Origin of the sequence: Microtetraspora sp. AC03309 (genome assembly GCF_020826795.1) — a bacterium.
Taxonomy (GTDB): Bacteria; Actinomycetota; Actinomycetes; order Streptosporangiales; family Streptosporangiaceae; genus Microtetraspora; species Microtetraspora glauca.
The window spans coordinates 1-25521 of sequence record NZ_JADDIL010000090.1 but is presented as its reverse complement, the minus strand read 5'-3'; the positions used below and the strand labels follow the sequence as shown (position 1 = coordinate 25521).

The following is a 25521-nucleotide window of genomic DNA, read 5'->3' as shown; positions in this document are numbered from 1 at the left end:
CACCGACACTGGGAGCCCGGCCGTGACCTGGACGCCCGACGAGCTGATGACCGTCAACGCCGCGCGGGCGCTCAGCGGCTCCCGGACCTGTTTCGTCGGCATCGGCCTGCCCAGCGCCGCCGCCAACCTGGCCCGCCGCACGTCCGAACCGGACCTCGTCCTGATCTACGAGTCCGGCACGCTCGGGTCCAAGCCGAGCAGGCTGCCGCTGTCGATCGGCGACGGCGAGCTGGCGACCACCGCGGACGCGGTGGTGTCCGTGCCGGAGATCTTCAACTACTGGCTGCAGGCCGGCCGGATCGACGTCGGCTTCCTCGGCGCCGCCCAGGTCGACCGGTTCGCCAACATCAACACGACCGTCATCGATCGCGGTCCCGGCCGGTCCGAGGGCCGTCTCCCCGGCGCCGGCGGCGCTCCCGAGATCGCGGCGAGCTGCGGCAAGGTGCTCATGGTGCTGCGCCACTCGCGGCGCAACTTCGTGGAGAAGCTCGACTTCGTGACCACCGTCGGGCACGGCTCCGGCCCCGGCGACCGGGCCCGGCTGGGCCTTCTGGGGGAGGGCCCGGTGGCCGTGATCACCGACCTCGGCGTCCTGCGGCCCGACCCCGAGACCGCCGAGCTCGTCCTCACCGAGATCCACCCGGGCGTCACCGTCCCGCAGGTGATCGAGGCGACCGGCTGGAAGCTGCGGATCGCCGACACCGTCGGCGTCACCGAACCCCCCACGCAAGCCGAGCTGGCCGCGCTGCGCGCGCTCAAATCCGGAGGTGACACCCGTGCGTGACGTCTACATCGTGGACGCCGTCCGCACTCCCGTCGGCAGGTACGGCGGGGCGTTGTCCGGCGTGCGGCCGGACGACCTCGCCGCGCATGTGATGCGCGCGATCGCCGACCGCAGCCCGGATCTGGATCCGGCGCGCGTGGACGACGTGGTGTTCGGCAACGCGAACGGCGCGGGTGAGGAGAACAGGAACGTCGCGCGCATGGCCGCCCTGCTCGCCGGGTTCCCGGTGACCGTCCCGGGCACCACGGTCAACCGGCTCTGCGGTTCCGGGATGGAGGCCGTGATCCAGGCGTACCGCGCCATCGCGGTCGGAGACGCATCCGTGGTGATCGCGGGTGGCGTCGAGTCGATGAGCCGCGCCCCCTGGGTCGTCCCCAAGCCCGAGCGCGCCTTCCCCGCCGGGCACCAGCAGATGGTGTCCACCACGCTCGGCTGGCGGCTGGTCAACCCGCGCATGCCCGAGGAGTGGACGATCGCCCTGGGCGAGAGCGCCGAGTTGCTCGCCGACGAGTACCGCCTGACCCGCGAGGCCCAGGACGCCTTCGCGCTGGCCAGCCATGAGAAGGCGGCCCGGGCCTGGAAGGACGGCGCGTACGACGCGGAGGTCGTCCCCGTGAACGGCCTCGCCCGTGACGAGAGCATCCGCGAGGACACCTCGATGGAGGCGCTGGCCAAGCTCAAGCCCGCCTTCAGGAAGGGTGGCACCGTCACCGCGGGCAACTCCTCCCCGCTGAACGACGGCGCGGCCGCGCTGCTGCTCACGGACGAGGCGGGACTGGCCGCCACCGGGCGCGAGCCGCTCGCGCGGATCAGGGCCTCCGCCGTGACCGGGATCGAGCCGCAGCACTTCGGCGCGGGCCCGGTCGAGGCGGTCAACCGGGCGCTCGGACGCGCCTCGCGCGGGTTCGGCGACCTGCTGACCTTCGAGCTCAACGAGGCGTTCGCGGCCCAGGCGCTGACCTGCCTCGGCCAGTGGCCCGACCTCGACCCGGCCGTCGTCAACCCGCGCGGCGGCGCCATCGCGATCGGCCACCCGCTGGGCGCCTCCGGAGCCCGGATCACCGGCGCGGTCGCACACCAGCTCGCGGCGGCCGGTTCCGGCACCGGCGTGGCCGCGCTCTGCATCGGCGTGGGCCAGGGCCTCGCCGTCGTCCTGGAACGCTGACCGGCCAAGGAACGAGCCCTATGACAGCGAGGAAGCAGGCATGAGCACGAACCCCCCGACTCCGGAACCGCAGGCCCTCATCGACGCCGAGATGGCGCGGATCCAGGCCGAGGCCGACAAGGCGCTCGCCGACGGCGGCCAGGAGGAACTCCACCCGCGGCGCGACTACCCGCCCTACCGCAGCTCGATCCTGCGCCATCCCAAGCGGCCCCTCGTCGCCGCGCGGGAGGCGTTCACCGAGCTGCGCGGGCCGGTGTTCGGCGTGACCGACGTGACGGAGCTCGACAACGATCTCACCCGCCAGCACCACGGTGAACCGCTCGGTGAGCGCATCGTGGTGACCGGGCGGGTCCTCGACAGGGACGGCCGCCCGGTGCGCGGGCAGCTCGTGGAGGTCTGGCAGGCCAACGCGTCCGGCCGGTACGCGCACAAGCGCGACCAGCACCCCGCGCCGCTGGACCCCAACTTCACCGGCACCGGCCGTTGCCTCACCGACGACGAGGGCCGGTACACCTTCACCAGCATCAAGCCGGGGCCCTACCCCTGGCGCAACCACCTGAACGCCTGGCGTCCGGCGCACATCCACTTCTCGCTGTTCGGCACGGCGTTCACCCAGCGGCTCGTCACCCAGATGTACTTCCCGGGCGATCCGCTGTTCCCGTACGACCCGATCTTCAACTCGATCACCGACGAGCGGGCGCGGCAGCGCCTGATCGCCGGGTACGACCATGACCTGTCCAGCCCCGAATGGTCACTCGGTTACCGTTGGGACATCGTCCTCGACGGGCCGTCCGCGACCTGGATGGAGGAAGGCCGTTGAGACCGCCCACACCGTCCCAGACCGTCGGTCCCTTCTACGGCTACGCGCTGCCGTTCACCGAGGGGGGCGAGCTCGTCCCTCCCGGGCATCCCGGGGCGATCACGCTGCACGGCGTGGTCTACGACGGCGCCGGGCAGCCGATCCCCGACGCACTGCTGGAGTTCTGGCAGGCCGATCCCGACGGGGGGCTCGACGGCGCTCCCGGCTCGATGCGCCGTGACCCGGTCACCGGCACGTTCGCCGGCCGCTCCGGTGTGGGCTTCACCGGGTTCGGGCGGGTCGCCACCGACGCCGCCGGCCACTGGACCCTCCGCACGGTCGTCCCCGGTCCGGCGGCTCCCGGTGCCGTGCCGTACATCTCGGTGTGTGTGTTCGCGCGGGGGCTGCTGCACCACCTGTACACCCGCGTCTACCTGGAGGACGGCGCGGGCGACCCGCTGCTCGACTCCCTCGACGCGGACCGTCGCGCCACCCTGGTCGCCCGGCCCGAGCCGCACGCGACCTACCGGTTCGACATCCACCTCCAGGGGAGCGAGGAGACGGTCTTCCTTGAGTTCGGCTGACGAGTCGGGCCTGCTCACCCCCGTCTGGGCCGGGAGCGCCGCCGAGGCCGCCACGGGCGACGCCGCCGTGCTGCAGGCGATGCTCGACGCCGAGGCGGCGCTCGCCCGGGCCCAGGCGGCGCTCGGGTTCGTCCCGGACGCGGCGGCCGAGGCCGTGGGCGAGGTCGCCGACGTCCGGCTCTACGACGTGCGGGACATCGCGGTGCGGGCCAGGTCCGGTGGCAACCCGGCGATCCCGCTGGTCGCGGATCTCACCGCCGCCGTGGCCCGCCGCTCGCCCGAGGCCGCGCCGTACGTGCACCAGGGTGCGACCAGCCAGGACATCGTGGACACGGCGCTGATGCTGGTGGCGTCCCGCGCGCTGCCGCCGATCATCGCCGATCTGGGGCGCGCCGACGCCGCGCTGGCCCGGCTCGCCGCCGAGCACCGCGACACGGTGCTGGCCGGGCGCACGCTCACCCAGCACGCCGTGCCCACCACCTTCGGCCTGAAGGCGGCGGGGTGGCGCGCGCTGGTCCTCGACGCCGTGGACCGGCTCTCCCGGATCAGCCCGCCCGCCCAGCTCGGCGGGGCCGCAGGGACGCTGGCCGCCTTCCAGGAGTACGCCGGGAGCGGCTCGGACGAGGGCTCCGGCGGCGCCGGACCGGCACTCCTCCGCGAGTTCGCCGGGCAGCTCGGGCTGGCCGAGCCGTCGCTGCCCTGGCACGTCCTGCGCACGCCGGTGGCCGACCTCGGTACGGCCCTCGCGTTCACCGCCTGCGCGCTCGGCAAGATGGCCGCCGACGTGCTGGTCCTCTCCCGCACCGAGATCGGCGAGGTCTCCGAGGGCACGGGCGGCGGGTCCTCCGCGATGCCGCACAAGAGCAACCCCGTCCGGGCCACGCTCATGGCGGCCGCCGCCCGGCAGGCTCCCGCGCTCGCCGCCGTGCTCCTCGGGTCCCTCGTGGCCGAGGACGAGCGGCCCCCGGGGGCGTGGCACGCCGAGTGGCCGGCCCTGCGGGACCTGCTGCGGCTCGCGGGCGGGGCCGCCGCGAGCGCCGCCGAGCTGGCGGAGGGGCTGCGGGTCCACCCCGCGCGGATGCGCGCCAACCTCGACCGCACCGGCGGCCTCGTCCTCGCGGAACGCGTCGCGGCGGCGCTCACCCCGCTGATCGGCCGCGCCGAGGCCAGGGCCGCCGTGGAGCGCGCCTCCCGCAGGGCGGCGGCCGACGGGATCGGCCTGGGGGAGGCGCTGGGTGACGAACGACTTCCTCTCACGGAGGGCGAGCTGCGCCGCCTGCTCGACCCCGCCGCCTACGTGGGCTCCGCACCGGCGCTGACCGATCGGGCCCTCCGCCGCCACCCGCAGGTCAAGGAGTGACGATGAAGCCTGCCCACGCTCCCGAGACACCGGAGACACCTGAAACGTCCGGGGGGCCACGCCTGCACCACCGCGCCGACGGCCCCGACGGCGCTCCCGCGCTCCTGCTCGGGCCCTCCCTCGGCACCTCGCTCTCCGTGTGGGACCCGCAGGTGCCCGCGCTCGCCCGCGACCACCGGGTCCTGCGCTGGGACCTTCCGGGGCACGGGGGCTCCCCGTCCGCGCTGCCGGAGGGGGCCACGGTCGCGGATCTCGCCGCGCTCGTCCTCGATCTCGCCGACAGCCTGGGCGTCGACCGGTTCCACTACGCCGGGATCTCCCTGGGCGGCGCGGTCGGCGCGTGGCTGGCGCTCCACCATCCCGAGCGGGTGTCCTCGCTGACCATGGTCTGCTCGTCGGCGTGGTTCGGTCCGCCCGGCGGGTGGCACGAGCGGGCCGCGCTCGTCCGGGCGAAGGGCACCGCCGTCATGGCCGAAACCGCCGCCCAGCGGTGGTTCACCCCCGCGTTCGATGGGGCGGATCCGTTCCTCGACGACCTGCGCGAGGTCGCCGCCGAGGGATACGCCGCCTGCTGCGACGCGCTCGCGGCGTACGACATCCGCGCGGAGCTGGGCCGGATCACCGCGCCGACCCTGGTGATCGGCGGGCGGGACGATCCGGCCACGCCGCCCGCGCACGCGCGCGAGTTGGCGGACGGCATCCCCGGCGCCACGCTCGTGGAGGTCCCGGGCGCCGCCCACCTGGCCGGCGTGGAGCGCCCGGGGCCCGTGCTCGCCGCACTCCTCACCCACCTCGGCGGCGGGGACGGCGCGCGCGGGTACGCCGCCGGCATGAAGGTGCGCCGCGCCGTACTCGGGGACGCGCACGTGGACCGCGCGACCGCGAAGGCCGACGCGTTCACCGCCGACTTCCAGGACTTCATCACCCGCTACGCGTGGGGCGAGATCTGGACGAGGCCCGGCCTCGACCGGCGGACGCGCAGCTGCATCACGCTGACCGCCCTGGTCGCGGGCGGCCATCTGGAGGAGCTGGCGATGCACGTCCGAGCCGCGCTCCGCAACGGGCTCACCCCCGACGAGATCAAGGAAGTTCTGTTGCAGTCCGCCGTCTACTGCGGTGTCCCGGCTGCCAACGCGGCGTTCGCCGTCGCGCAGCGCACACTTCGTGAGGCCCAGGAGAGTAACCGATGAGCATCCCCACCCACACCACAGTCGCGATCATCGGGGCGGGCCCCGCCGGGCTGCTCCTCGCCCGGTTGCTCCGCCAGGCCGGGATCGACTCGGTCGTCCTGGAGCACCGCGACCGCGCGTACGTCGAGCAGCGCCAGCGCGCCGGCATCCTGGAGCAGGGCACGATCGACGTCCTGCGGGAATGCGGGGCGGGTGAGCGGATGGACCGGCAGGGGCTTCCGCACAACGGCGTCGAGCTGCGCTTCGATCGCCGGGGCCACCGGATCGACTTCCCTTCCCTCTCCGGCGGGCGCGCCGTCATGGTCTACGCCCAGACCGAGATGGTGAAGGACCTGGTGGCGCTCCAGCTCGCCGACGGCGACCCGCTGCTGTTCGAGGCGCAGGCCGTCGCCATCGACGGCCTGGAGTCGGGACAGCCGTCCGTCAGATACGTCCACGAGGGCCGCGAGCGGACCCTGTCCTGCGACTTCGTCGTGGGCTGCGACGGGTTCCACGGCATCGCGCGGGCCGCCGTCCCGTCCGGCGTGCTGCGGACCTTCGAGCGCGAGTACCCCTACTCCTGGCTCGGCATCCTGGCCGACGTCCCGCCGTCGTCCGACGAGCTGATCTACGCGCACTCCGAGCACGGCTTCGCCCTGCTGAGCATGCGCTCGCCGACGGTGAGCCGGCTCTATCTCCAGGTGCCGAACGGCACGGACGTGGCCGACTGGCCGGACGACCGGATCTGGGACGAGCTGGACCTGCGGTTCGCCGTGGACGGCGACTGGAAACTGGAACGCGGTCCGATCACCTCCAAGTCGATCACTCCGATGCGGAGCTTCGTCGCCGAGCCCATGCGGTACGGCCCGCTCTTCCTCGCGGGGGACGCCGCGCACATCGTGCCGCCGACCGGGGCCAAGGGGCTGAACCTGGCCGTCTCGGACGTGGTCGTCCTGGCGAAGGCGCTCTCGCGGTGGCACGCCACGGGGGAGACCGACCTGCTCGACGGCTACTCCGACACCTGCCTGCGCCGGGTCTGGAGGGCGGAGCACTTCTCGTACTTCATGACCACGACGCTGCACCCCGACCCCGCGCAGAGCGAGTTCGACACCCGGCTGCAGCTCTCCCAGCTGCACCGGATCGCCGACTCCGAGACCGCGGCCGCCGAGCTCGCCCAGAACTACGTCGGCACTCCCTTCGAGTGAAGCGGCGAGTGAGAAGCGGCGAGTGAGACGCGCCGTCGCCCGCAGGCCAGGTCACGCCCTCGCGAGAGGGCGGTGATCCGGCCCGTGGGCGCCGGGTCAGCGGGCTGTACCCCGAACGGATGGTGCACGCAGGTCGCGCTATGACGTATGCCTATTTATAGGCAGATAATGCGTGACCTGCTGTTGGGAGGGCACCTACCTGTCCTTCAAGGTCGGAGTCGGGGGAGGAAGCGGATGATTGAGCTGCTGGGAGCGATGATCTCCCTGGCGGCCGTGACGGTGCTCGGTCTGATCGCGTTGCTGCTGATCTCGTTCTGCGTGCTCGTGGGGCTGGCGGCGCTGGCCGCGTCCACGCGGCGGGAGCGGTACGAGCGGGAGCCGGCGGGACGCGAACGGGCGGCGGGTGAGACCACCTCGCGGGAGCGGCTCATCCGCTACGGCTCACCTCCTCGTCCCGGCCCGGCGCGCGGGCACGGTTCTCCCTGATCAGGGGCGCGGGATCCTCCTGACCTCCTAGTTCACAGCTCACAGCTCACACCTGCCCCCACGGGCTACCACCGGCTCCCGGGACCCGGTGACGCGTGCATGGAGGCGCGTTCTCGGGGGACTGGGCACCCATGGGGGAGAGCGGGACGGCCACCGCGCCCGCGCGGGAGCGCGGCGTCCTGGCGGTGATCCTCGCGCTCATGCTGGCGATGCTCCTGGCCGCGCTGGACCAGACCATCGTGTCCACGGCGCTGCCGACCATCGTCGGCGAGTTCGGCGGGCTGAACCACCTGTCCTGGGTCGTGACCGCGTACCTGCTCGCCTCGACGGTCTCCACCCCGCTGTGGGGAAAGCTGGGCGACCAGTACGGCCGCAAGCACCTCTTCCAGGCCGCCATCGTGATCTTCCTGGTGGGGTCGGCGCTGTGCGGCCTGGCCGGGGGCATGTTCGAGCTGATCATGTTCAGGGCGCTGCAGGGCCTCGGCGGAGGCGGTCTCATGGTGCTCGCCATGGCCATCGTCGGGGACGTGGTCGCCCCGCGCGACCGGGGCCGCTACCAGGGCTTCTTCGGCGGGGTCTTCGCCTTCGCCAGCGTCGTCGGCCCGCTGCTCGGCGGGCTGTTCGTCGACAGGCTCTCCTGGCGCTGGGTCTTCTACGTCAACCTGCCGATCGGCGTCGTCGCGCTGTTCGTCGTCGCCGCGACCCTGCACGGGCACCGGGACCGCACGCCGCACACGATCGACTATCGGGGGGCGCTGCTGCTCGGGGCGGCGGTCACCTGCGTCGTCCTGGCGACCTCCTGGGGCGGCATCCAGTACGCCTGGGGATCCCCCCAGATCCTCGGCCTGGCCGGCGCGGCGGCGGTCCTGCTCGTCCTGTGGGCCCTGGCCGAGCTGCGCGCGGCGGAGCCGATCATCCCGCTCCGCCTGTTCCGGATCAACGTGTTCTCGGTCACCGCCGCGATCGGCTTCGTGGTCGGCTTCACGATGATGGGCACGCTGGCCTACCTCCCGCTGTTCCTCCAGGTGGCGCACGGCGTCTCGGCGACCTCCTCCGGCCTCTACCTGCTGCCGATGATGGCCGGGATGCTGGGCACCTCCATCACGTCCGGGCAGGTCATCAGCCGTACCGGCCACTACCGGATGTTCCCGATCGCCGGAATGGCGATCACGACCGCGGCCCTGCTGCTGCTCCACCAGTTGAGCGAGCACAGCTCGACGCTCTCCATGAGCGTCCGGTTCCTCCTCCTCGGCGTCGGGCTCGGCCTGGTCATGCAGGTCCTCGTGATCGCCGTGCAGAACGTCGTGGACTACCGGGACCTCGGCGTAGCGACGTCCTCGGCGACGTTCTTCCGGTCCATCGGGGGATCGTTCGGCGTCTCGGTCTTCGGCGCCGTCTTCGCCGGTCAGCTGGCCGTACGGGCCGCCGCCGCCCTGCGCGGCACGCCGCTCCCACCTGGCTTCGACCCGGCGGCGATCCAGGGCAGCCCCGCGCTGCTGTCCCGGCTGCCCCCGGATGTCGCGGCACGGGTCGTGCACGCCTACGCCGAATCGGCCACGACGATCTTCCTGTACGCGGCGCCCGTCGCGTTCGCCGGATTCGTGCTCGCGTGCTTCCTGCGCCAGGTGCCGTTGCGTACGACCGTCGGAGCCTCCGCCCCCGATCTCGGCGAGGGCTACGCCGCTCCGTGCGGCAGATCGTCGCTGGAGGAGATCGAGCGGGCCCTCACCGTGCTCATGCGCCGGGACCCGCAGGCCGCCCGGCTGTACGGCGACCTGGCCCGGCGCGCGGGATACGACCTGCCCGCCGGAGCCACGTGGGTTCTCGCGCGGGTGGCCAGGACGGGCCGCGCCAGCCGTACGGCTCTCGCGGAGCGGGCCGGGACCACCGTCCAGCGGGGCATGGACTGCTCCCAGCCGCTGGTGGACCGCGGCCTCGTCGAGCGGTCCGGCGACGACCTGATCATCACCGGTGCGGGCCGTGAGGCCGCCCGGCGGGTGATCGCGGTGCGGAGGGCCGCGCTGGCCCGCCACCTCGACGGGTGGAACCCGGACAGCAATCCGGAGCTCACGGCGCTGCTCTCCTGGCTGGCCGCCGAGACCGTCGGCGACGACCAGGACGCCCGCGGCGCACTGGCCCCCGGCCCTCCGGCATGATCACTCGGTCAGTTTGACCGGTGTCGCCTCCGTCAGCGCGTCGACGATCTTGGTGAGATGGGCGAGTCGGCTCTCCAGGCCGCGTATCCGCGCCTCGAGTTCCGCCATTGACGGCTGCTGGAGGCTTTCGTGGATCTGCCTGGCCATCGGTCCTCCCGGGCTGCGGCCGGACGGAGGCGTCCGGCATGTGACGGCACGCCTGACGACGGATACGAAACTGCTTTTGCCCAAAAATCGGGGTTCGAACACGGGAAACCGGGCTCCACATGTCGGCGCGAGGCGTCCGCGTCACGGTCCGGCAAAGCAGCGGGGCACGGAGGCATACGGCGGCAGGGCTGGGCAGGTGACGGGTATGACCGAGCACACGAGACCGGAACCCGATCCGCGGTCCCGGGCCGAGGACGAAGGCATCCCCGACCTCAGGGAGGGAACCCCGGAACGGGAGTGGGCACACGACCCGCAGGAGGAGCCGCTCCCTGGGGAATCGCCGGTCGGCATCGATGAGTACGGCACCACAGCCGGGGAGATGGCCCGGGGGGAGCCGCTGGACATGCGGCTCAGCAGGGAGGTCCCCGACAAGAGCCTGCTCTACGGCTCTCCGGAGGACGCCGAACCCGACATCGCAGACGAGAGCGTCCCGTACGGCGGTGAGGAGGACGCGGGCTATCCGGAGAACGTACGCCACCCCACGGGGCGCCTGGTGGATCCGGACGAGGGGGCTCACGAGGACGTGGACCGGGAGATGATCGGGGAGGATGTCGGCCCCGACGCCGGTGGTTACGCGCCCGAGGAGACCGCGATGCGGATCGAACCGGACTGACGCGTCCCCGGCGCGCGGCGCGGGAATCCGCGGAGGCGCGACAGGGAGCGACCGGAGAGCGACCGAGGCGCGACCGGGAGATCCGTGACGATCGGCTGTGAGCGAAGTGGGCCGCCGAGATCGGCGAGCCCTCGGCCGGACCCGTTACGCTGCGATGATGGCGGGTGTTGACGCGCGGCGCGAGTGGCGGGTGCCGCGGCAGATGATGGTGGTCAAGGCGGTCGCCGCCGCCGTCTGCGTCGTCCTGGCGCTGATCGGTGACTCCTACCAGACTTTCCTGGCGGGGGTCGCCGCGGCCGGCTTCGCCGCGCTGGTCCTGCGCGACCTGCTCGCGCCGGTACGGCTGGCCGTGGACGAGGGCGGCGTCACGGTCGTCTCCGGCTTCGCGGGCAGCGAGCGATACTCCTGGAACGACGTCGACCGGATCCGGGTGGACACCCGCCACCGCTACGGGGTCACCACCCGCCTGCTGGAGATCGAAACGGGTGATCAGGTGCACCTGTTCAGCCGCCACGACCTCGGCACTCCCGTGATCGAGGTGGCCGAGGCCGTGATGCGGCTGCGCCCGTGACGAGGGAGCCGCTCGGCATCGGTTCACGGCCGCTTCATGAACAAGTGCCGCGTCTCATGACAAGTCCGTCGCAAGTCGGAATCAATCGCGCTGCCGTATGTTTCGCGGCGTGTCAGAAAGCACCATCGCCATCCTCGTTCTCGGCCTGATCGGCGTGATCTTCTCGCTGGTGGGGGCAGGCCTGCTCATCAACGCCCGGGAGTTCCGCAGGCGCGCTCTGCGAGCGCCGGGCCACGTCGTCGGGCTGCGCCGCAGCGACTCCGGCGACGGCCCCACCTTCTATCCGATCGTGCGGTTCATGACGGCGTACGGCCAGGAGGTGGAGACGCAGAGCCGTTTCGGGAGCAACCCGCCGGCCGCCCGCCCCGGTCAGACCGTCACGGTCATGTACGACCCCGCGGATCCGGGCCGAATCCGGATCGACAACGCGACCGGCAACGGGACCCTGCTGGGCGGCATCTTCCTCGGAGTCGGCCTGCTGCTCCTGCTCGCCGGCATCGGGGTCGGCGTCGCCTCCGTCCTCTGAGCGACCGGCCGGTCATCCGGCCGGTCATCCGGCGGGTCACGCGGCCTTTCGGCGCACCCCGCCGACCGGGGCGCGTCGCGCGCGGTGCACCATCACTGGTGAAAGCGGATCAGCAGAATCGGGCAGAAACATCGGACAACGGGGGCAGTGACCAGGTATGGCGCGGCAACTGAGCGCGCTCGACGCGCAGTTCCTCAATTTCGAGACGAGCGCCAACCTCGCGCACATCGCGGGGCTGGCGGTCCTCGACCCGTCCACGGCACCGGGAGGTGAGGTCACCCGTGCGACGCTGGTCGACCTGATCAAGGAGCGGGCGCATCTCGCTCCGCCGCTTCGCCGCCGCCTGGTCCAGGTGCCGTTCCGGCTCGACCACCCGTACTGGGCGGAGGACCGGGAGATCGACTTCGACTACCACGTCCGCGAGATCGCCCTGCCGCGTCCGGGCGACGACCACCAGCTCGGCGAGCAGGTCGCCCGCCTGCACGGCCGGCGCCTGGACCGGCGGCGCCCGCTGTGGGAGCTGTACCTGATCCACGGGCTGTCGGGCGGCCGCGTCGCCGTCTACACGAAGGTGCACCACTCCGCCATCGACGGCGTGACCGGCGCCGAGGTGCTCGCCGCGCTCATGGACCTCGGTCCCGAGCCGCGCCGCGAGGCCGCCCCGCCGCAGTCCGAACCGGAGGCGCCGCCGGAGACGATCGAGATGATCGCCCGCGGCGTCGGCCGCGTGCTGGAGAACCCGGGAGCGGCGGTGCGTTTCGTCGCGGGTGTGATGCCCCGGCTCGACGAGATCCCGATCGTCTCGCAGTTTCCCGGCGCCGGGCTCGTGTCCCGGCTCATCCGCGGCATCGGCGCGGAGCCGCTGCCCGGCCTGCCGAGGATGGCCGTGCCGCGTACCCCCTTCTCCGGACCGATCTCGCCCCATCGCAGGTTCGCGTTCGGGACGCTGCCGCTCGCCGACGTCAAGCGGATCAAGAACGAGTTCGGCGTGACGGTCAACGATGTGGTCCTGTCACTGTGCGCCGCCGCGCTCCGGCGCTGGCTGGTCCAGCGCGACGAGCTGCCCCGCGAGCCGCTGGTCGCGGGCATCCCCATCTCCAGCAGGGGGATCACGGAAGGCGGTGACATCCCCGCCAACGAGGTGGTCCTCGCGCTGGCGACGCTCCCCACGGACGTCTCCGACCCCGGCGAGCGGCTGCGCGGGGTGAGCCGTTCCATGAAGACCGTGAAGGACCGGTACGCCGCGGCCCCGGCCACCTGGCTGCTGGAGTTCAGCGAGGCCATGCCCGCCGCGCTGAACGGCCTCGCCGACCGCGCCGCCTTCCGGATCGCCTCGCGTACGGCACCGGCCATGAACCTCATGGTGTCGAACGTTCCCGGGCCACAGTTCCCGCTGTACATGTGCGGAGCGCGGCTGCTCGCCCACTATCCGGTCTCGGTGATCACCGACGTCAGCGGCGGGATCAACATCACGGTGTTCTCCTACGACGGGTCGCTCGACGTCGGCATCGTGGTCGACCGTGACATGGTGCCCGACGTGTGGGACTTCATCGACTATCTGAACGACGCCCTGGACGAACTGCGCCGTACGAACTCGTGAGCGTGCACGGGGAGCGGCCCGCGAAGCGCGACCAAGGGGAGGTCAGGTGCTCCGGGCGAACCGGCTCCCCGACGTGTCGTTCCCGTACAGCCTTCCCAGGCACCGGTAGCTGCGCATGCCCGCCGCGTACTTGGCCGCGCTCGGCGGCAGCACCGTGACCTGCCACTTGTTCGCCGGGATCTTGGCGGAGGCGCCGCGCCGGGACAGCAGGAGGACGTACTTCGAGCAGAGAAGCGTCACGGTGGGGTGGCTCGCCACGGTGTCCTCGTCGGTGGTGACCCCGGGGGGCAGCGGCGCGATCGCGAACGTCTCCCACGCGTGCGGTTTCGCGCAGGGGACGGACCGCGCGGTCACGTCGCCCGCGATGGAGACCGTGCCGGCCCAGCACTCGGGATCGGTGACGCACGCCGCGGAGGCCGAGGCCACCTCGGCGGCGGGGCAGCCGGCCGTGTAGGTCGCCACCTCGATCCCGTTCCGCCCTCCGTCCGCGGTCGCGGCGGGTCCGGTGGTCCCGGTACCCGGGGTGGACGGGACCGCGGAGCCGGTGGAGCCGGTTGATCCGGGGTGTGCGTCCACGCCTACGCCGTCGGGGTTCCACGGGGCCAGCAGCACGATTCCGAGGACGAGCAGGGTCGCGAAGACGGCCGCCATCGTGGCGTAGACCGCCGAACGGCGGTGCGTGCGTGGTTCCGGCGGCAGGGTGGCGAGCGCGGAGTGCGGGCTCACGACCTGGTACGGACCCGCGCCTCCGGCCGTCACATGGGGATCCCGCGCCCCTCCCGTGGTTCCCGGGAAGCGCCCCGGTGTTCCTCCCGCGGCGTCCGGGGCCCGCTCCACGCGGCCCGCCGCGCCGTTCGTCCGCGGCTCCACGCGAGGCCAGGCATGGGACTCCGGGCCGGGCTGCCGACCGGACTCCTCGTGAGATGCGCCGTCAGGACGAAGCCTCGAGAGCGCGTCGCGCAGTTCCGCCGCGCTCCCGATGCGCTCCCGGGGGTCGCTCGCCATACCGTCGCGCAGCACGCCCACCAGCGCGGGCGGTACTCCGGGGATCTCCGGGATGGGCAGGCGGTGGAGCGCGAGGATCGCCGCGACGTTGACGACGCCTCCCTCGGGGAACCGGGGCGGCCTGCCCCGCAGCAGCGCGTACAGCGTGGCGGACAGCGCGTAGACGTCCCCGGCGGCGGTGGGCTCGGTGAGGTCGAACGCCTCGGGTGGCGCGAACGCCGGGGTGAGCGACTCCAGGGTCACCGAGGCGTGCTCCCCGCCGCCCTTCCCCGGCATCGTGGCCAGCCCGAAGTCGGACAGCGCCACCAGACCGTACGAGTTGATCAGGATGTTCGCCGGCTTGACGTCCCGGTGCAGCACACCGGCGGAGTGCGCGGCGGCCAGCGCGTCGGCGATCTTGATTCCGATGTCGCGGACCTCGGCCGCGCCCAGCGGTCCGTACGCCTTGACGCGGTCCGCCAGCGACCCGCCGGGGCACAGCTCCAGCACCATGTACGGCCGGCCGTCCGGCAGCACGCCCGCGTCGTAGACGTCGGCCACGTGCGGGTGGCCGGAGAGCGCGCCGGCCGAGGTCACCTCGCGCAGGAACCGGCGGCGGTCACGGTCGGACAGCAGGACGCGGTTGTCGAGCTTGAGGGCGACCTCGCGGCCCACGGCCAGCTGGCGGGCCCGGTAGACCACGCCGAAACCGCCCTGCCCGAGGACGCCGAGCGTCTCGTAGCCCGGCAACAGCGGCATGCCCGCCTCGCCCACCGACCCACCTCCAGACAACCGTGCGGAACACTACCGCAGAGATCACGCCATGGATGGAAATAGCAGGATCACCTGGGCGCCGTCCGGCGAGGAAGCGAGAGGAAGCGGGAAGTAGGGGAGGCGGCGGGAGGAGGTCCGGCCGTGCTACGCGCCGTCCTTGTCGGAGTCGGCGGAGAAGACGATGACGCCGAGATAGCCGTCGCCGTCTTCGGTGACCTTCAGCAACATGCTGTCCTTGTAGATGCCGTCGGCGTCGTTGAAGGTGTCCCTGCCGGTGTGCGAGGAGTACGGGGCCTCTTTGTAGACCTTGGTGTTGAGGTCCTCGTCGAACATCAGCTGCGTGGTCAGCACCCGGGCGTTGTCGACGTGCACCATCGCGTGGATGTGCACGGTGCGGCTGGTGTACCACCCCGGCCAGATCGTGGTGAACTGCACGATGCCGTCCGTGTTGGTGACCTGCGCCCCACGCAGGTAGCGCTTGTCGTCCTGCGGCTTGAGGTCGGCCATGCCGTCGTCCTCGCCGTCGCCGCCCGGTCCTCCGGTTCCGCCGGGTCCGCCACTCGGCGCGCCGCTGGGCGGTGTCCCGCCCGGGCCACCGCCGGGGCCGCCGCTGGGCGGTGTCCCGCCCGGGCCACCGCCGGGGGCGCCACTGGGCGCGCCACTGGGACGGGGACCACCAGGCCCGCCGCCCTGGCCCCCTTGACCACCCTGGCCGCCCTGACCACCGCCGGCGCCGGCCGACATCGACTCCGCCCCGGAGTAGATGCCGGCGGCGTCACAGTGCCAGATCTCGACGACCGCGTTCGGCAGCGGCTTGCAGGTCTCGCTGTCCTGCACCTTGATGGCGACCTTCAGCCGCTTGCCCTGCCGGTCCTCCCGGATGTCGCTACGGATCTTGTCGGCGTCGAAGTAGTACGGCCCCTGCGTGGTCGAGGCGGTGAGCACACAGGTGTTCGATCCGGCGAACAGGCTGGTCAGGTCGGCGGTCGTCTGGGCCTGCGGCGTGATCGTGGCGGTCGCGCCCGTGGAGGTGGTGACCGCGGACGAGGTGCCCGCCTCCTTGCCGCAGGCCGCCACGAGGACGCCCAGCCCGATCGTGCTGATGCCGGTGAGGGCCATGCGGCGGCTCACCCGCTGGCCCTCGTGGTCGTGTCCCATGTACGTCCCCTCGGTGTTCCGGTTGTTGTTTCCGGTGTCAGCTCGGAAACCTAGGAAGGGCACATGAGGAATCGCTGAGAAATCCTGAAAGATCGCCTCAAATCGGGCTCGGGGTGAATCGAGGCACCGGGCGCGGGCCGTACGGGCTCAGGAGGAGCCGGCGACCTCCAGATCGTGGACGCGGGGGTCGCCCCGGTCGGCGACATAGTCCTCGGGCCGGGTGGCGTCCTGACCCTCCGCCATCTTGAACGCACGGGCCAGGAACGTCCCGAGCACGGCGACGACCAGGTTGACGGCCAGCGCGAGGAACCCGGCGTAGATCGTCATCTTGGTGTCCAGGCCCAGCTTCTCCAGCGGGAACGCCGAGCCGCCGAAGTGCGCGTGCTTGTTGGCCGGGTTCGCGATGTTGTACAGCATCAGCAGGCCCGAGCCCATCCCGGCGATCCATCCGGCGATCAGGCCCGCCCGGTGGAACCAGCGCCCGAAGAGCCCGAGCGCCACCGACGGCAGGGTCTGCAGGATGATCACGCCGCCGATGAGCTGCAGGTCGATCGAGAACTGCGGGTCGATGAGCAGGATGAACAGCACCGCCCCGACCTTCACGACCAGCGAGGTGATCTTGCTGACCGAGGCCTCCTGGGCGTCGGTGGCGTCCGGCCTGATGTACTCCCGGTAGATGTTGCGGGTGAACAGGTTCGCCGCGGCGATCGACATGATCGCGGCGGGCACCAGCGCGCCGATGCCGACCGCGGCGAACGCCACGCCCGCGAACCAGTCGGGGAACATCGTGTCGAAGAGCTGGGGTACGACGGTGTTCACATCGGTGCCGATGGGCTTGACCCCGGCCGCGATGGCCATGTACCCGAGCAGGGCGATCAGCCCGAGCAGCAGGCTGTACGCGGGCAGCGCCGACATGTTGCGCTTGATGACGTCGCGGCTCTTCGACGCGAGCACGCCCGTCACGCTGTGCGGATAGAGGAACAGGGCCAGGGCCGACCCGAGGGCCAGTGTGACGTACTGCAGCTGGTTGTTGGCGTTGAGCAGGGTGCCGTCGCCCGGCGCCGGAGTCGCGTCGAACTTGGCCTGGGCCTTGCCGAAGATCGCCTCCCACCCCCCGAGCCGCGACGGGATGTAGATCACCGCGACCAGGATCACCACGTAGATCAGGATGTCCTTGACGAAGGCGATCAGCGCCGGAGCGCGCAACCCCGACTGGTACGTGTACGCCGCGAGGATCGCGAACGCGATGATCAGCGGCAGGTCGCCCTTCACGCCCATGGTCTTCAGCACGGCCTCGATGCCCACGAGCTGCAGCGCGATGTACGGCATCGTCGCCACGATGCCCGTGATCGCGACCAGCAGCGCCAGCGTCGGCGAGCCGAACCTGGCCCGGACGAAGTCCGCCGGGGTGACCAGCCCGTGCACGTGCGAGACCGACCACAGCCGGATCATCACGAGGAACACCAGCGGATAGACCACCACCGTGTACGGCACGGCGAAGAACCCGGTGGCGCCCGCGCTGAACAGGAGGGCGGGCACCGCCACGAAGGTGTACGCCGTGTAGAGGTCGCCGCCCACGAGGAACCAGGTGATCCACGAGCCGAAGCTGCGGCCGCCGAGACCCCACTCGTGCAGGCTGGCCAGGTCGTCCGCCCGACGCCACCGGGCCGCTACGAATCCCATGCCGCTCACCAGCAGGAAGAGGACCGCGAAGATGACGATCTCGGTGTTCACCGGCCGCTCCTGGTCATCCGGTAGACCAGTGTGGTGGTGGCGACGCCGAGCAGGATGAAGGCGAGCTGGAGCCAGTAGAACAGCGGGATGCCGAACAACCGCGGCTCGACGGCGTTGAACAGGGCGGGGATCAGCGGGATCGCGATCGGTATCAGAAGCAACCAGTTCCAGGGACTGCGGTCACTGCGCGGGGCGGCCAACGCGCCCTCCTCTCTGACAGGGGATCGCTCCGCAGCGTAAAGTGACATGTGTCACAGCAGGATCACCGATCGCCGAACGGTCGTGTTGGCGCGCCGAGCGTCAGTGCGCCCCGACCCGGGGGAAGACGACCGCGGAGGGGTGGGCGGGGTCGTGCAGCACCTCGTGGTCGCAGCAGACCATGGCCGAACCCGGCCCGAGCGGGTCGCCGGTTCCGGTGTTGCGGGAGATCCGGGGATACGCGCCGCCCGCCACCTGGACCCTGATCCGGTGGCCGCGCCGGAACCTGTGACCGATCGGCCACAACTCCACCCGGACCCTCCGTACGCCGTCGGCGTCGGCCCGGTCGGCCGGGGTCAGCCTGCGGACGCCCTCGCACACGTTCATCGACGTCCCGTCCGGGTGGACGTCGCACACGCGGACCACGACGTCGGCGTGCTCCGTGCTCGTCCGGACGAACAGGTCCGCCGACACCTCCCCGATCATGTCGGCGTCCGCGGCCAGCGGCGGCGAGGTGTGGACCAGCACGTCCTGCCGCGACTCCACCCGCCGGTTGTCCCTGGGCATCGAGTTGCCGAGGAGGACGGGGCCGCCGAGCACCGGGGTGGGATGCCGCGGGTCGTACCGGAAGCGGTCCGGCTCCGACGGTGACGGGTTGCCGGTGGAGAGTCCCGAGCCGGCCTGCAGATGCCAGCGTTCCGCCCGCGTCCCGGGCACCGGCCAGTCCGGGTGGTCCCGCCACTCGTCCGCGCCGGTCACGTAGACCCGCACGGGGGAGGCGCGCAGCCCGGACGGATCGCCGAGCAGGTGGGCGCGGAACCAGGCCAGCGCGTCCGCTCCCGCGGCCCTCTCCATCTTGAGGCCGGCGTGGTACCACGGCCCGATCGTCAGGTACGGCTGCCGCCCCGCCGCCCGCATCGCCGCGTAGTCCTTGAGCTGCCACGGCAGGAACACGTCGTACCAGCCGCCGGTCATGGTGACCTCGGCCAGCACGTCGCCGACCGAGGCTGAGAAGTCCCGTTTGCGCCAATAGGGCGACTCCGGGTCGGCGTGGTCGGCGTGATTGGCGAGCAGCTCTCGGAAGAACGGCAGCGGCCGCCCCGCCGAGAGGAGGTCGAGCTCGGACAGCGGGCGCCCGGACATGACCGCGCGGCGGGTCCGGCGTGGGGCGAGGAACGCGGCGGCGCCGCCGAGCCGCCCCTCCATGCTCGCGGTGAGGGTCGTCCACGCGAGCGTGGACTCCAGCGCGAACGAGCCGCCGACATAGGCGGCCTCGCGGAAGCACGAGGCGGTCACCTGCGTGGCCATCGCCCTGAGGTCCGGCGTCTCCGCGGCGATCGCCCACTGCGTGTATCCGAGGTAGGAGGGGCCGTACATCGCGAAGCTGCCGCCGTACCAGGACTGGGACCGCATCCACGTGACCGTGGCCAGGCCGTCCTCACGTTCGTTGGCGAGCGGGTCGAGCAGCCCTCCGGAGCCGAATCCGCCCCGGCAGCTCTGCAGCACCACGTGGAAACCGTGCCGCGCGAACGCCCTGCCGTACATCCAGCCGAGGAATCCGGCCCGGCCGTACGGGGAGCGGATGAGGATGGTGGGCGGGTTCACCGCGCCGACCGGCACGTACCGGTCGGCGAGAAGCATGACGCCGTCGGGCATCGGCACGGGCACGTCACGGCGGACGAGCACTCGATGGGCGGCGCGCCGGGGTAGAGTGAACGTCATTCGTCCTCCTCGCCACCCGAGTTTACTTGCTAGTAACATTATTGGCCACGGTCGGGGAGGGCCGTCGTTGCATGATCGTGCGCGAGCCCGCTAATCTGTACGACATGCGAACTCCGAATCAGTGGTGGCGCCGCTAGCAGGCGGCGTGGTTTTCGCATTCGCGAGCAGGAGCAACTGGCCGCCCCGACAGGCGGCCTTCTTCATGTCCGCCCCGGGGCATTACGTAAATCAAGGGGCGAGACAAAGTGGATAGCAGCGGATACACCACGGCCGGCGGCGTCGAGGTCGAACGCTTCGTGCGAGAGGTGCCCGAGGCGGCCCTCGAAGAGATCGTGACCTCGCTCGGCGAGCGTCGTGGCGGGGCGTTCTCCTCAGGAATGGACTATCCCGGCCGGTACAGCCGCTGGGCGTTCGGCTACGTCGACCCCTGCGTGGAGATCGTCGCCAGGGGGCGGCGGATCTCGGCCCACGCGCTCAACGAACGCGGCCGCGTCGTCCTGCCCGCCGTCGCCTCGTGCCTGCTCGCGGCCGGCAAGCCGGTGACCGCCCCGACCCCCGAACACGTCGAGGTGACGGTCGACGAGTCCGAGGACCTGCTCCCCGAGGAGATGCGCAGCCGGCGCCCGACCGTGTTCACCGCGATCCGCGAGCTGATCGCGGCCTTCCGCGGTGACGACCCGCACCTCGGGCTGTACGGCGCCTTCGGATACGACCTGGCCTTCCAGTTCGAGCCGATCCGCTACAACCTGCCCCGGCCGGGCGACCAGCGTGACCTGGTGCTCCACCTGCCCGACCGGCTGGTCGTGATCGACCGTGTGCGCGAGACCAGCATGGAGTACCTGTACGACTTCGTCGTCGACGGCGCCTCCACCCGGGGCCTGGAGCGGACGGGGGAGACGTTCCCGCTGGTCACCCCCACCGAGATCCCGGGAGACCCGGAAAAGGGGGCATACGCCGAGATCGTCGCCAAGGCGAAGGAGAAGTTCAAGCGCGGCGACCTGTTCGAGGTCGTTCCCGGCCAAATCTTCCACGCCTCCTGCACCGACCCCGCCGGTTTCTACCGGTCCCTGCGCACGAGCAACCCCGCGCCGTACGAGTTCCTGCTCAACCTGGGCGAGGGCGAGCACCTGGTGGGCGCCTCACCCGAGATGTACGTCCGCGTCACCGGTGACCGCGTCGAGACCTGCCCGATCTCCGGCACCATCGCCCGCGGGGCCAACCCGGTCGAGGACGCCGAGGCCATCCGCACCCTCCTCTCCAGCGTGAAGGAGGAGTCCGAGCTGACCATGTGCACCGACGTGGACCGCAACGACAAGTCGCGGATCTGCGTCCCCGGCACCGTCCGGGTCATCGGCCGCCGCCAGATCGAGATGTACTCCCGGCTCATCCACACCGTCGACCACATCGAGGGCCGGCTGCGGCCCGAGTTCGACGCCCTCGACGCGTTCCTCACCCACATGTGGGCGGTCACCGTCACCGGCGCGCCCAAGACCTGGGCCATGCAGTTCATCGAGGACAACGAGGCCACCACCCGGCGCTGGTACGGCGGAGCCGTGGGCTTCATCGGCTTCGACGGCTCCATGAACACCGGTCTCACGCTGCGCACCGCGCAGATCCGCGGCGGTGTGGCCACGGTCAGGGCCGGTGCGACGCTGCTGTTCGACTCCGACCCCGGGGCCGAGGAGCGCGAGACCGAACTCAAGGCGAGCGCCCTCCTCGGCGCCCTCGCCTCCGTCGGCCAGGCGCCTCAGGAGGAGGCGCGGCAGCAGGACGCCGAACTGCCCGGTACGGGCCACACCGTGCTGCTCGTGGACCACGAGGACTCGTTCGTCAACACGCTGGCCGACTACTTCCGCCAGCAGGGCGCGTCCGTGGTGACCATGCGGCACGGGTTCCCGCTGGAGATGCTCGACGAGATCGCGCCGACGCTCGTCGTGCTTTCCCCCGGCCCCGGCTGGCCGTCCGACTTCGGCTGCTCCGCTCTCGTCGAGGCGCTGTACGCCAGGGAGTTGCCCGTGTTCGGCGTCTGCCTCGGGATGCAGGCGATGATCGAGCAGGCGGGCGGCACCCTGGAACTGCTGCCGTACCCCGAGCACGGCAAGCGGGGCCAGGTGCGCAGGGAAGGGGAGAGCGCCCTGCTCGACGGCCTGCCCGCCGAGTTCGTCGCCGCGCGCTACCACTCGCTGCACGCGAAGCGGCCCGGTGTGCGCGGCTTCGCCGTCACCGCCTCGACGCCGGACGGCGCGGCGATGGCCATCGAGGACGCCGAGAACCGGCGCTTCGCCGTGCAGTTCCACCCCGAGTCGATCCTGACCACCCAGGGCGGCGCGGGTGCCAAGATCATCGCCAACGTCCTGCGTCTCTGCGCGAAGTAGCCGTTCCGCGGGCGTCTGTCGCGCGCGTCAGGCAGGTGTCGGGCAGGTGTCCGGCAGGGGACGGCGTGACTGGGCCGGTGAGGTGGGAGCCGTACCGGCGGGCGGGTAACCGTCCGATCCGGTACGGCTCTCGCGTTCCCGGCGGCGGCGCACTCGGCCTCGACGCCAGGGGGGAGTCGCAACCGAGACCCGGGGCCGGTGGCCAGGGACTGATCGTGAGCAGGCCAGTGCATGGGCGGCGTTATTGGGGCGAGTGGCGGCGACATGGATCGGAGTACAAGGCTCCGCGCGCGCTATAAGACAGGCCTGGAAGGCAGAGACCGCGATGGTGGAGGACGACCTTCGTGGTGGCAGAGAAGATTGGGCCCTCTGCGTTGGATGATGCCGATGTTGATGCCGATGGTGATGGTGTGGCGGGGGACATATGGCGGCACGGAAATCGCGCGAGCGGCTCATCGGATCGTGATTGTCACGCCGTTCCGGCGCGGTCGGCCGTCGCAGCGTGGTGACCGACGCGGACTTGGACCCGCGAACGCGAATCATGAACGCGAACCACGAAGGCGAACCACGAAGGCGAACCACGAAGGCGAACCACGAAGGCGAACCATGAACGCGAACATTGGTCCGCTGGTCGTCCGAATGACGAGCTATGTGTAACCAGATTCACCTCTTTCGATCGTTTTCTCGTCACAAAGTAGGAGGAAATCGGATGATCTCGGGTTGATAATCGCCTGCGATGACTGCGATTGAGATCCGAAACCTGTCGAAATCTTTCGGCGCGGTGCGAGCGGTCGACGGCGTCTCCTTCACAGTGGAGGCGGGCTCCGTCACCGGATATCTCGGACCGAACGGCGCCGGAAAGACCACCACACTGCGCTCCCTACTCGGCCTGGTCACGCCGGACTCCGGCGAGGCTCTGGTCAACGGGAAGCGCTACACCGCCATGGCCACGCCCCTCAACGAGGTGGGGGCCGTGCTCGAAGCCACCAACTTCCATCCCGGTCGTACGGCGCGCAACCACCTGCGCCTGCTCTGCGTCGCGGCCGGACTTCCGGTCACCAGGGCCGACGAGGCCCTCGGCCAGGTCGGCCTGGCGGAGGCGGCGGGCAAGCGTGTCGGCGGCTTCTCGCTCGGCATGCGCCAACGGCTCGCGCTCGCCTCCGCGCTGCTCGGCGAGCCCAAGGTCTACATCCTGGACGAACCGGCCAATGGGTTGGACCCCGCCGGCATCCAGTGGCTGCGCGGCTTCCTGCGTCACCTCGCCCACGACCGGGGCGCGGCCGTCCTTGTGTCCAGTCACGTGCTGTCCGAGGTCGAGCAGACCGTGGACAACGTCGTGATCATCGCGGGTGGCCGTCTCGTACGGCAGGGCACGCTCGCCGAGCTCACCACCAACGGCGAGAAGACCGTACGGATCCGCACGGTGGAGGCTGGTGACCTCGGACCCGCGCTCGAGAAGGCGGGAGGGACGGTCGACCGGCTCGACGACGGCGCGCTGCGCGTCCACGGTCTCGAACCCGAGGAGATCGGGCAGATCGTGCTCGACCAGCGGGTGGTGCTGACCGAGATGGCCGCCGAACGGTCGGACCTGCAGAAGGTCTTCCTGGAACTGACGGAGGAACGATGATCGGCCTGGTGCGTGCGGAGCTGCTGAAGCTGTCCACCACGCGGCTCTGGTGGGTCATGCTCCTCGTCACGCTCCTGCTGATCGGTGTGAACCTCGCCTTCTTCATCGGGTTCGCCGGGAATCCGCAAGGCGGCCTGCCCGCGCTGGACACGCCGGAGTGGGTACAGTTCGCCTGGTCGGCCGGATCGGGCGGCGGGATCTTCGTGATGATCCTCGGCGTGGTTATGATCACTTCGGAGTTCCGCTACCAGACGATCACCGGTACGTTTCTGACGACGCCGCGCCGGGAGCGCGTGATCGCCGCCAAGCTGTTCGCCGGTCTGATCGTCGGCGCCCTGTTCGCGGTCGCCGTACTGATCTTCACCGCTCTGGTCGTGATCCCCACCGTGATGATCGCCGGCGGCGAGCTGTCGCTCGGGGAGTCGCGCGTTCCGCAGATCAGCCTCGGCATTCTCGCCTCGCTCGCCCTCTACACGCTCTTCGGCATCGGATTGGGCGCGCTCGTACGCAACCAGATCGCCGGCATCGTCGGTGCCGTGGCCTGGGCGTACGTTATCGAGAACATCTTCCTTGGAGTTCCCGCCCTCCAGGTCGTGGGCAAATGGCTCCCCGGCGGCGCGGCGCGGGCGCTGATGAGCATCGACGTGGACACCGGCATGGACGCGAACATGTTGCCCGCCTGGGGCGGTGCCCTCGTACTCGCCGGTTACGCGGTGGTCTTCGCGATCGCGGCCTCCGCGACCACCGTCCGCCGCGACATCACCTGAGGTCTGCTCAGGGCTGGCCGCCGCATCAGTCGCGGCGGCCAGCCACTCCGCGGCGGCCATCCGCCTCGCCGGTCTGTGCAGCAGGGGCCACACTGCGTGACCATCCCCTTCTCTTTCGATCTTGAAGTCCGCATCTCGAAGGGACCAGGCGACGGCCGTCGTCATTTCATGGCGTCAGGCCTGTCACCAGCTACACATCCCAGGGGGACGTCATTACAGGCCCGAGGGGGACGTCACAGCCCCGAGGGGACAGCACTGCAGCCCCGAGGGGGACGTCGCAGTTCCAAGGGGAACGTCGCAGCTCCAAGGGGGACGTCACAGCTCCGAGGGGACAGCACTGCAGCTTCGCGGGGAACGTGCCCTTGTGCCCCTATCGGGGGCCTTGCCCTGCGGGTGTGGGTACGCCGATGGCGAGTGCACCGGTCTTATCTCCGGCTGGTGCGGGGGCCGGTGTAGGTGAAGGCCCATCGTTTGCCGTCCGCCCGGCGGAGTTGGTAGCGGTGGGGGTTTCGGTAGCGGTCGCGGTTGTGAAACTGGCAGGTGGGTCCGAGTTTGTCCAGGTCGGTGGCGCCGCCGTCGCTCCAGTTGTCGATGTGGTCGATCTGGCACAGGTGAGCGGGCAGGTGGCAGCCGTCGACCATGCAGGTGGCGTAGCGGCTCAGGATGACCTTGCGTTGCGGGGCTGTTGCGCGCCGGACTTTGCGGCCCATGTCGAGGACCTGGCCGTCGGCGTTGATGACCAGGCGGGTGAGGGTGGCGGTGTTGGCCAGGCGATGGACATCGGAGACGGGCAGGAACTGCCCGGTGGCGAGCAGCAGTCCGGGTAGTGTCCGGCCCGAGATCAACCCGTCAGGTGTCACCCAGTCAGCGGCCCGGCCGCTCCACGCCGGACCCGGCTTCCCTCGACCCGCCCCCGGCGCGCCGCAACCCACGCCACCCTCGCCCTGGGCGACACCC

General features: G+C 71.3%; 23 protein-coding genes. 16 read left to right on the top strand and 7 right to left on the bottom strand.

All coding sequences use genetic code 11. From position 1 onward, the window contains the following. The first annotated feature begins 46 nt into the window (after positions 1 to 46). The 9 genes from IMZ11_RS36655 (at position 47) to IMZ11_RS36615 (ending at position 9708) form a co-directional block, all read left to right on the top strand. A complete protein-coding gene (locus tag IMZ11_RS36655; RefSeq protein ID WP_228647136.1) occupies positions 47 to 784 on the top strand; it encodes a CoA-transferase subunit beta in 738 nt (245 codons plus the stop codon). Next, positions 777 to 1949, top strand: a complete 1173-nt coding sequence (locus tag IMZ11_RS36650) for a thiolase family protein (protein ID WP_228647119.1) — start codon at positions 777 to 779, stop codon at positions 1947 to 1949. Before IMZ11_RS36655 ends, IMZ11_RS36650 begins: the two co-directional genes overlap by 8 nt. A 91-nt stretch (positions 1950 to 2040) precedes the next feature. Beyond that, positions 2041 to 2769 carry a protocatechuate 3,4-dioxygenase subunit beta gene (gene pcaH / locus IMZ11_RS36645; RefSeq protein WP_228647134.1) on the top strand — a complete coding sequence of 243 codons (729 nt, stop codon included), beginning with the start codon at positions 2041 to 2043 and terminating at the stop codon, positions 2767 to 2769. Further along, entirely contained in the window at positions 2766 to 3332 is a 567-nt protein-coding gene (gene pcaG, locus IMZ11_RS36640) for a protocatechuate 3,4-dioxygenase subunit alpha (RefSeq protein ID WP_228647117.1), read from the top strand. Before pcaH ends, pcaG begins: the two co-directional genes overlap by 4 nt. Then, positions 3319 to 4692, top strand: coding sequence for a 3-carboxy-cis,cis-muconate cycloisomerase (gene pcaB, locus IMZ11_RS36635; protein ID WP_228647115.1), 1374 nt, complete (start codon positions 3319 to 3321; stop codon positions 4690 to 4692). Before pcaG ends, pcaB begins: the two co-directional genes overlap by 14 nt. A gap of 2 nt (positions 4693 to 4694) precedes the next feature. Beyond that, positions 4695 to 5882, top strand: a complete 1188-nt coding sequence (gene pcaD, locus IMZ11_RS36630) for a 3-oxoadipate enol-lactonase (RefSeq protein ID WP_228647113.1) — start codon at positions 4695 to 4697, stop codon at positions 5880 to 5882. Then, positions 5879 to 7066, top strand: coding sequence for a 4-hydroxybenzoate 3-monooxygenase (locus IMZ11_RS36625; RefSeq protein WP_228647111.1), 1188 nt, complete (start codon positions 5879 to 5881; stop codon positions 7064 to 7066). The genes pcaD and IMZ11_RS36625 overlap by 4 nt, the downstream gene beginning before the upstream one ends. 234 nt (positions 7067 to 7300) lie before the next feature. After that, positions 7301 to 7552 (top strand): hypothetical protein, encoded by a 252-nt coding sequence (locus IMZ11_RS36620; RefSeq protein WP_061255730.1) that lies wholly within the window; start codon positions 7301 to 7303, stop codon positions 7550 to 7552. A 131-nt stretch (positions 7553 to 7683) separates the two neighbouring features. Continuing rightward, the gene (locus IMZ11_RS36615) at positions 7684 to 9708 is read left to right on the top strand and encodes an MFS transporter (protein ID WP_228647109.1); all 2025 of its coding nucleotides are present in this window, start codon (positions 7684 to 7686) and stop codon (positions 9706 to 9708) included. On the opposite strand, the gene IMZ11_RS36610 is transcribed toward IMZ11_RS36615, so the two are convergent. Further along, entirely contained in the window at positions 9709 to 9855 is a 147-nt protein-coding gene (locus tag IMZ11_RS36610; RefSeq protein WP_228647107.1) for a hypothetical protein, read from the bottom strand. 205 nt (positions 9856 to 10060) lie between these two features. On the opposite strand from IMZ11_RS36610, the gene IMZ11_RS36605 reads away from it, so the two are divergent. The 4 genes from IMZ11_RS36605 (at position 10061) to IMZ11_RS36590 (ending at position 13225) form a co-directional block, all read left to right on the top strand. After that, entirely contained in the window at positions 10061 to 10528 is a 468-nt protein-coding gene (locus tag IMZ11_RS36605; protein WP_228647105.1) for a DUF5709 domain-containing protein, read from the top strand. Between the two features lie 157 nt (positions 10529 to 10685). Continuing rightward, a complete protein-coding gene (locus IMZ11_RS36600; protein WP_228647103.1) occupies positions 10686 to 11099 on the top strand; it encodes a PH domain-containing protein in 414 nt (137 codons plus the stop codon). Positions 11100 to 11208: 109 nt separating this feature from the next. Continuing rightward, the gene (locus tag IMZ11_RS36595) at positions 11209 to 11625 is read left to right on the top strand and encodes a DUF3592 domain-containing protein (protein WP_228647101.1); all 417 of its coding nucleotides are present in this window, start codon (positions 11209 to 11211) and stop codon (positions 11623 to 11625) included. 157 nt (positions 11626 to 11782) lie between these two features. Continuing rightward, positions 11783 to 13225 carry a wax ester/triacylglycerol synthase family O-acyltransferase gene (locus IMZ11_RS36590; protein ID WP_228647098.1) on the top strand — a complete coding sequence of 481 codons (1443 nt, stop codon included), beginning with the start codon at positions 11783 to 11785 and terminating at the stop codon, positions 13223 to 13225. Positions 13226 to 13267: 42 nt separating this feature from the next. Here IMZ11_RS36590 and IMZ11_RS36585 read toward each other — a convergent pair whose 3' ends face one another. From IMZ11_RS36585 to IMZ11_RS36565, 5 genes are all read right to left on the bottom strand, one after another. Beyond that, positions 13268 to 14983: a serine/threonine-protein kinase gene (locus tag IMZ11_RS36585; protein ID WP_228647096.1), complete on the bottom strand. Its 1716-nt coding sequence runs from the start codon at positions 14981 to 14983 to the stop codon at positions 13268 to 13270. A 144-nt stretch (positions 14984 to 15127) separates the two neighbouring features. Beyond that, the gene (locus IMZ11_RS36580; RefSeq protein ID WP_228647094.1) at positions 15128 to 16141 is read right to left on the bottom strand and encodes a hypothetical protein; all 1014 of its coding nucleotides are present in this window, start codon (positions 16139 to 16141) and stop codon (positions 15128 to 15130) included. 147 nt (positions 16142 to 16288) lie between these two features. Beyond that, a complete protein-coding gene (gene mctP / locus IMZ11_RS36575; RefSeq protein ID WP_061255738.1) occupies positions 16289 to 17875 on the bottom strand; it encodes a monocarboxylate uptake permease MctP in 1587 nt (528 codons plus the stop codon). Beyond that, a complete protein-coding gene (locus tag IMZ11_RS36570) occupies positions 17872 to 18075 on the bottom strand; it encodes a DUF3311 domain-containing protein (RefSeq protein WP_061255739.1) in 204 nt (67 codons plus the stop codon). Before IMZ11_RS36570 ends, mctP begins: the two co-directional genes overlap by 4 nt. Positions 18076 to 18175: 100 nt before the next feature. Continuing rightward, the gene (locus IMZ11_RS36565; protein ID WP_228647092.1) at positions 18176 to 19795 is read right to left on the bottom strand and encodes a CocE/NonD family hydrolase; all 1620 of its coding nucleotides are present in this window, start codon (positions 19793 to 19795) and stop codon (positions 18176 to 18178) included. 245 nt (positions 19796 to 20040) lie between these two features. Here IMZ11_RS36565 and IMZ11_RS36560 point away from each other — a divergent pair, with 245 nt between their 5' ends. From IMZ11_RS36560 to IMZ11_RS36550, 3 genes are all read left to right on the top strand, one after another. Further along, positions 20041 to 22170 (top strand): anthranilate synthase component I, encoded by a 2130-nt coding sequence (locus tag IMZ11_RS36560; protein WP_228647090.1) that lies wholly within the window; start codon positions 20041 to 20043, stop codon positions 22168 to 22170. 736 nt (positions 22171 to 22906) lie between these two features. Then, positions 22907 to 23797, top strand: a complete 891-nt coding sequence (locus IMZ11_RS36555) for an ABC transporter ATP-binding protein (RefSeq protein WP_228647088.1) — start codon at positions 22907 to 22909, stop codon at positions 23795 to 23797. Next, positions 23794 to 24564 carry an ABC transporter permease gene (locus IMZ11_RS36550; RefSeq protein WP_228647086.1) on the top strand — a complete coding sequence of 257 codons (771 nt, stop codon included), beginning with the start codon at positions 23794 to 23796 and terminating at the stop codon, positions 24562 to 24564. Before IMZ11_RS36555 ends, IMZ11_RS36550 begins: the two co-directional genes overlap by 4 nt. A gap of 425 nt (positions 24565 to 24989) precedes the next feature. Here the strand turns inward: IMZ11_RS36550 and IMZ11_RS36545 are convergent. Further along, positions 24990 to 25521: HNH endonuclease signature motif containing protein (locus IMZ11_RS36545; protein ID WP_228647084.1), on the bottom strand; the 532-nt coding region annotated here is incomplete at its 5' end.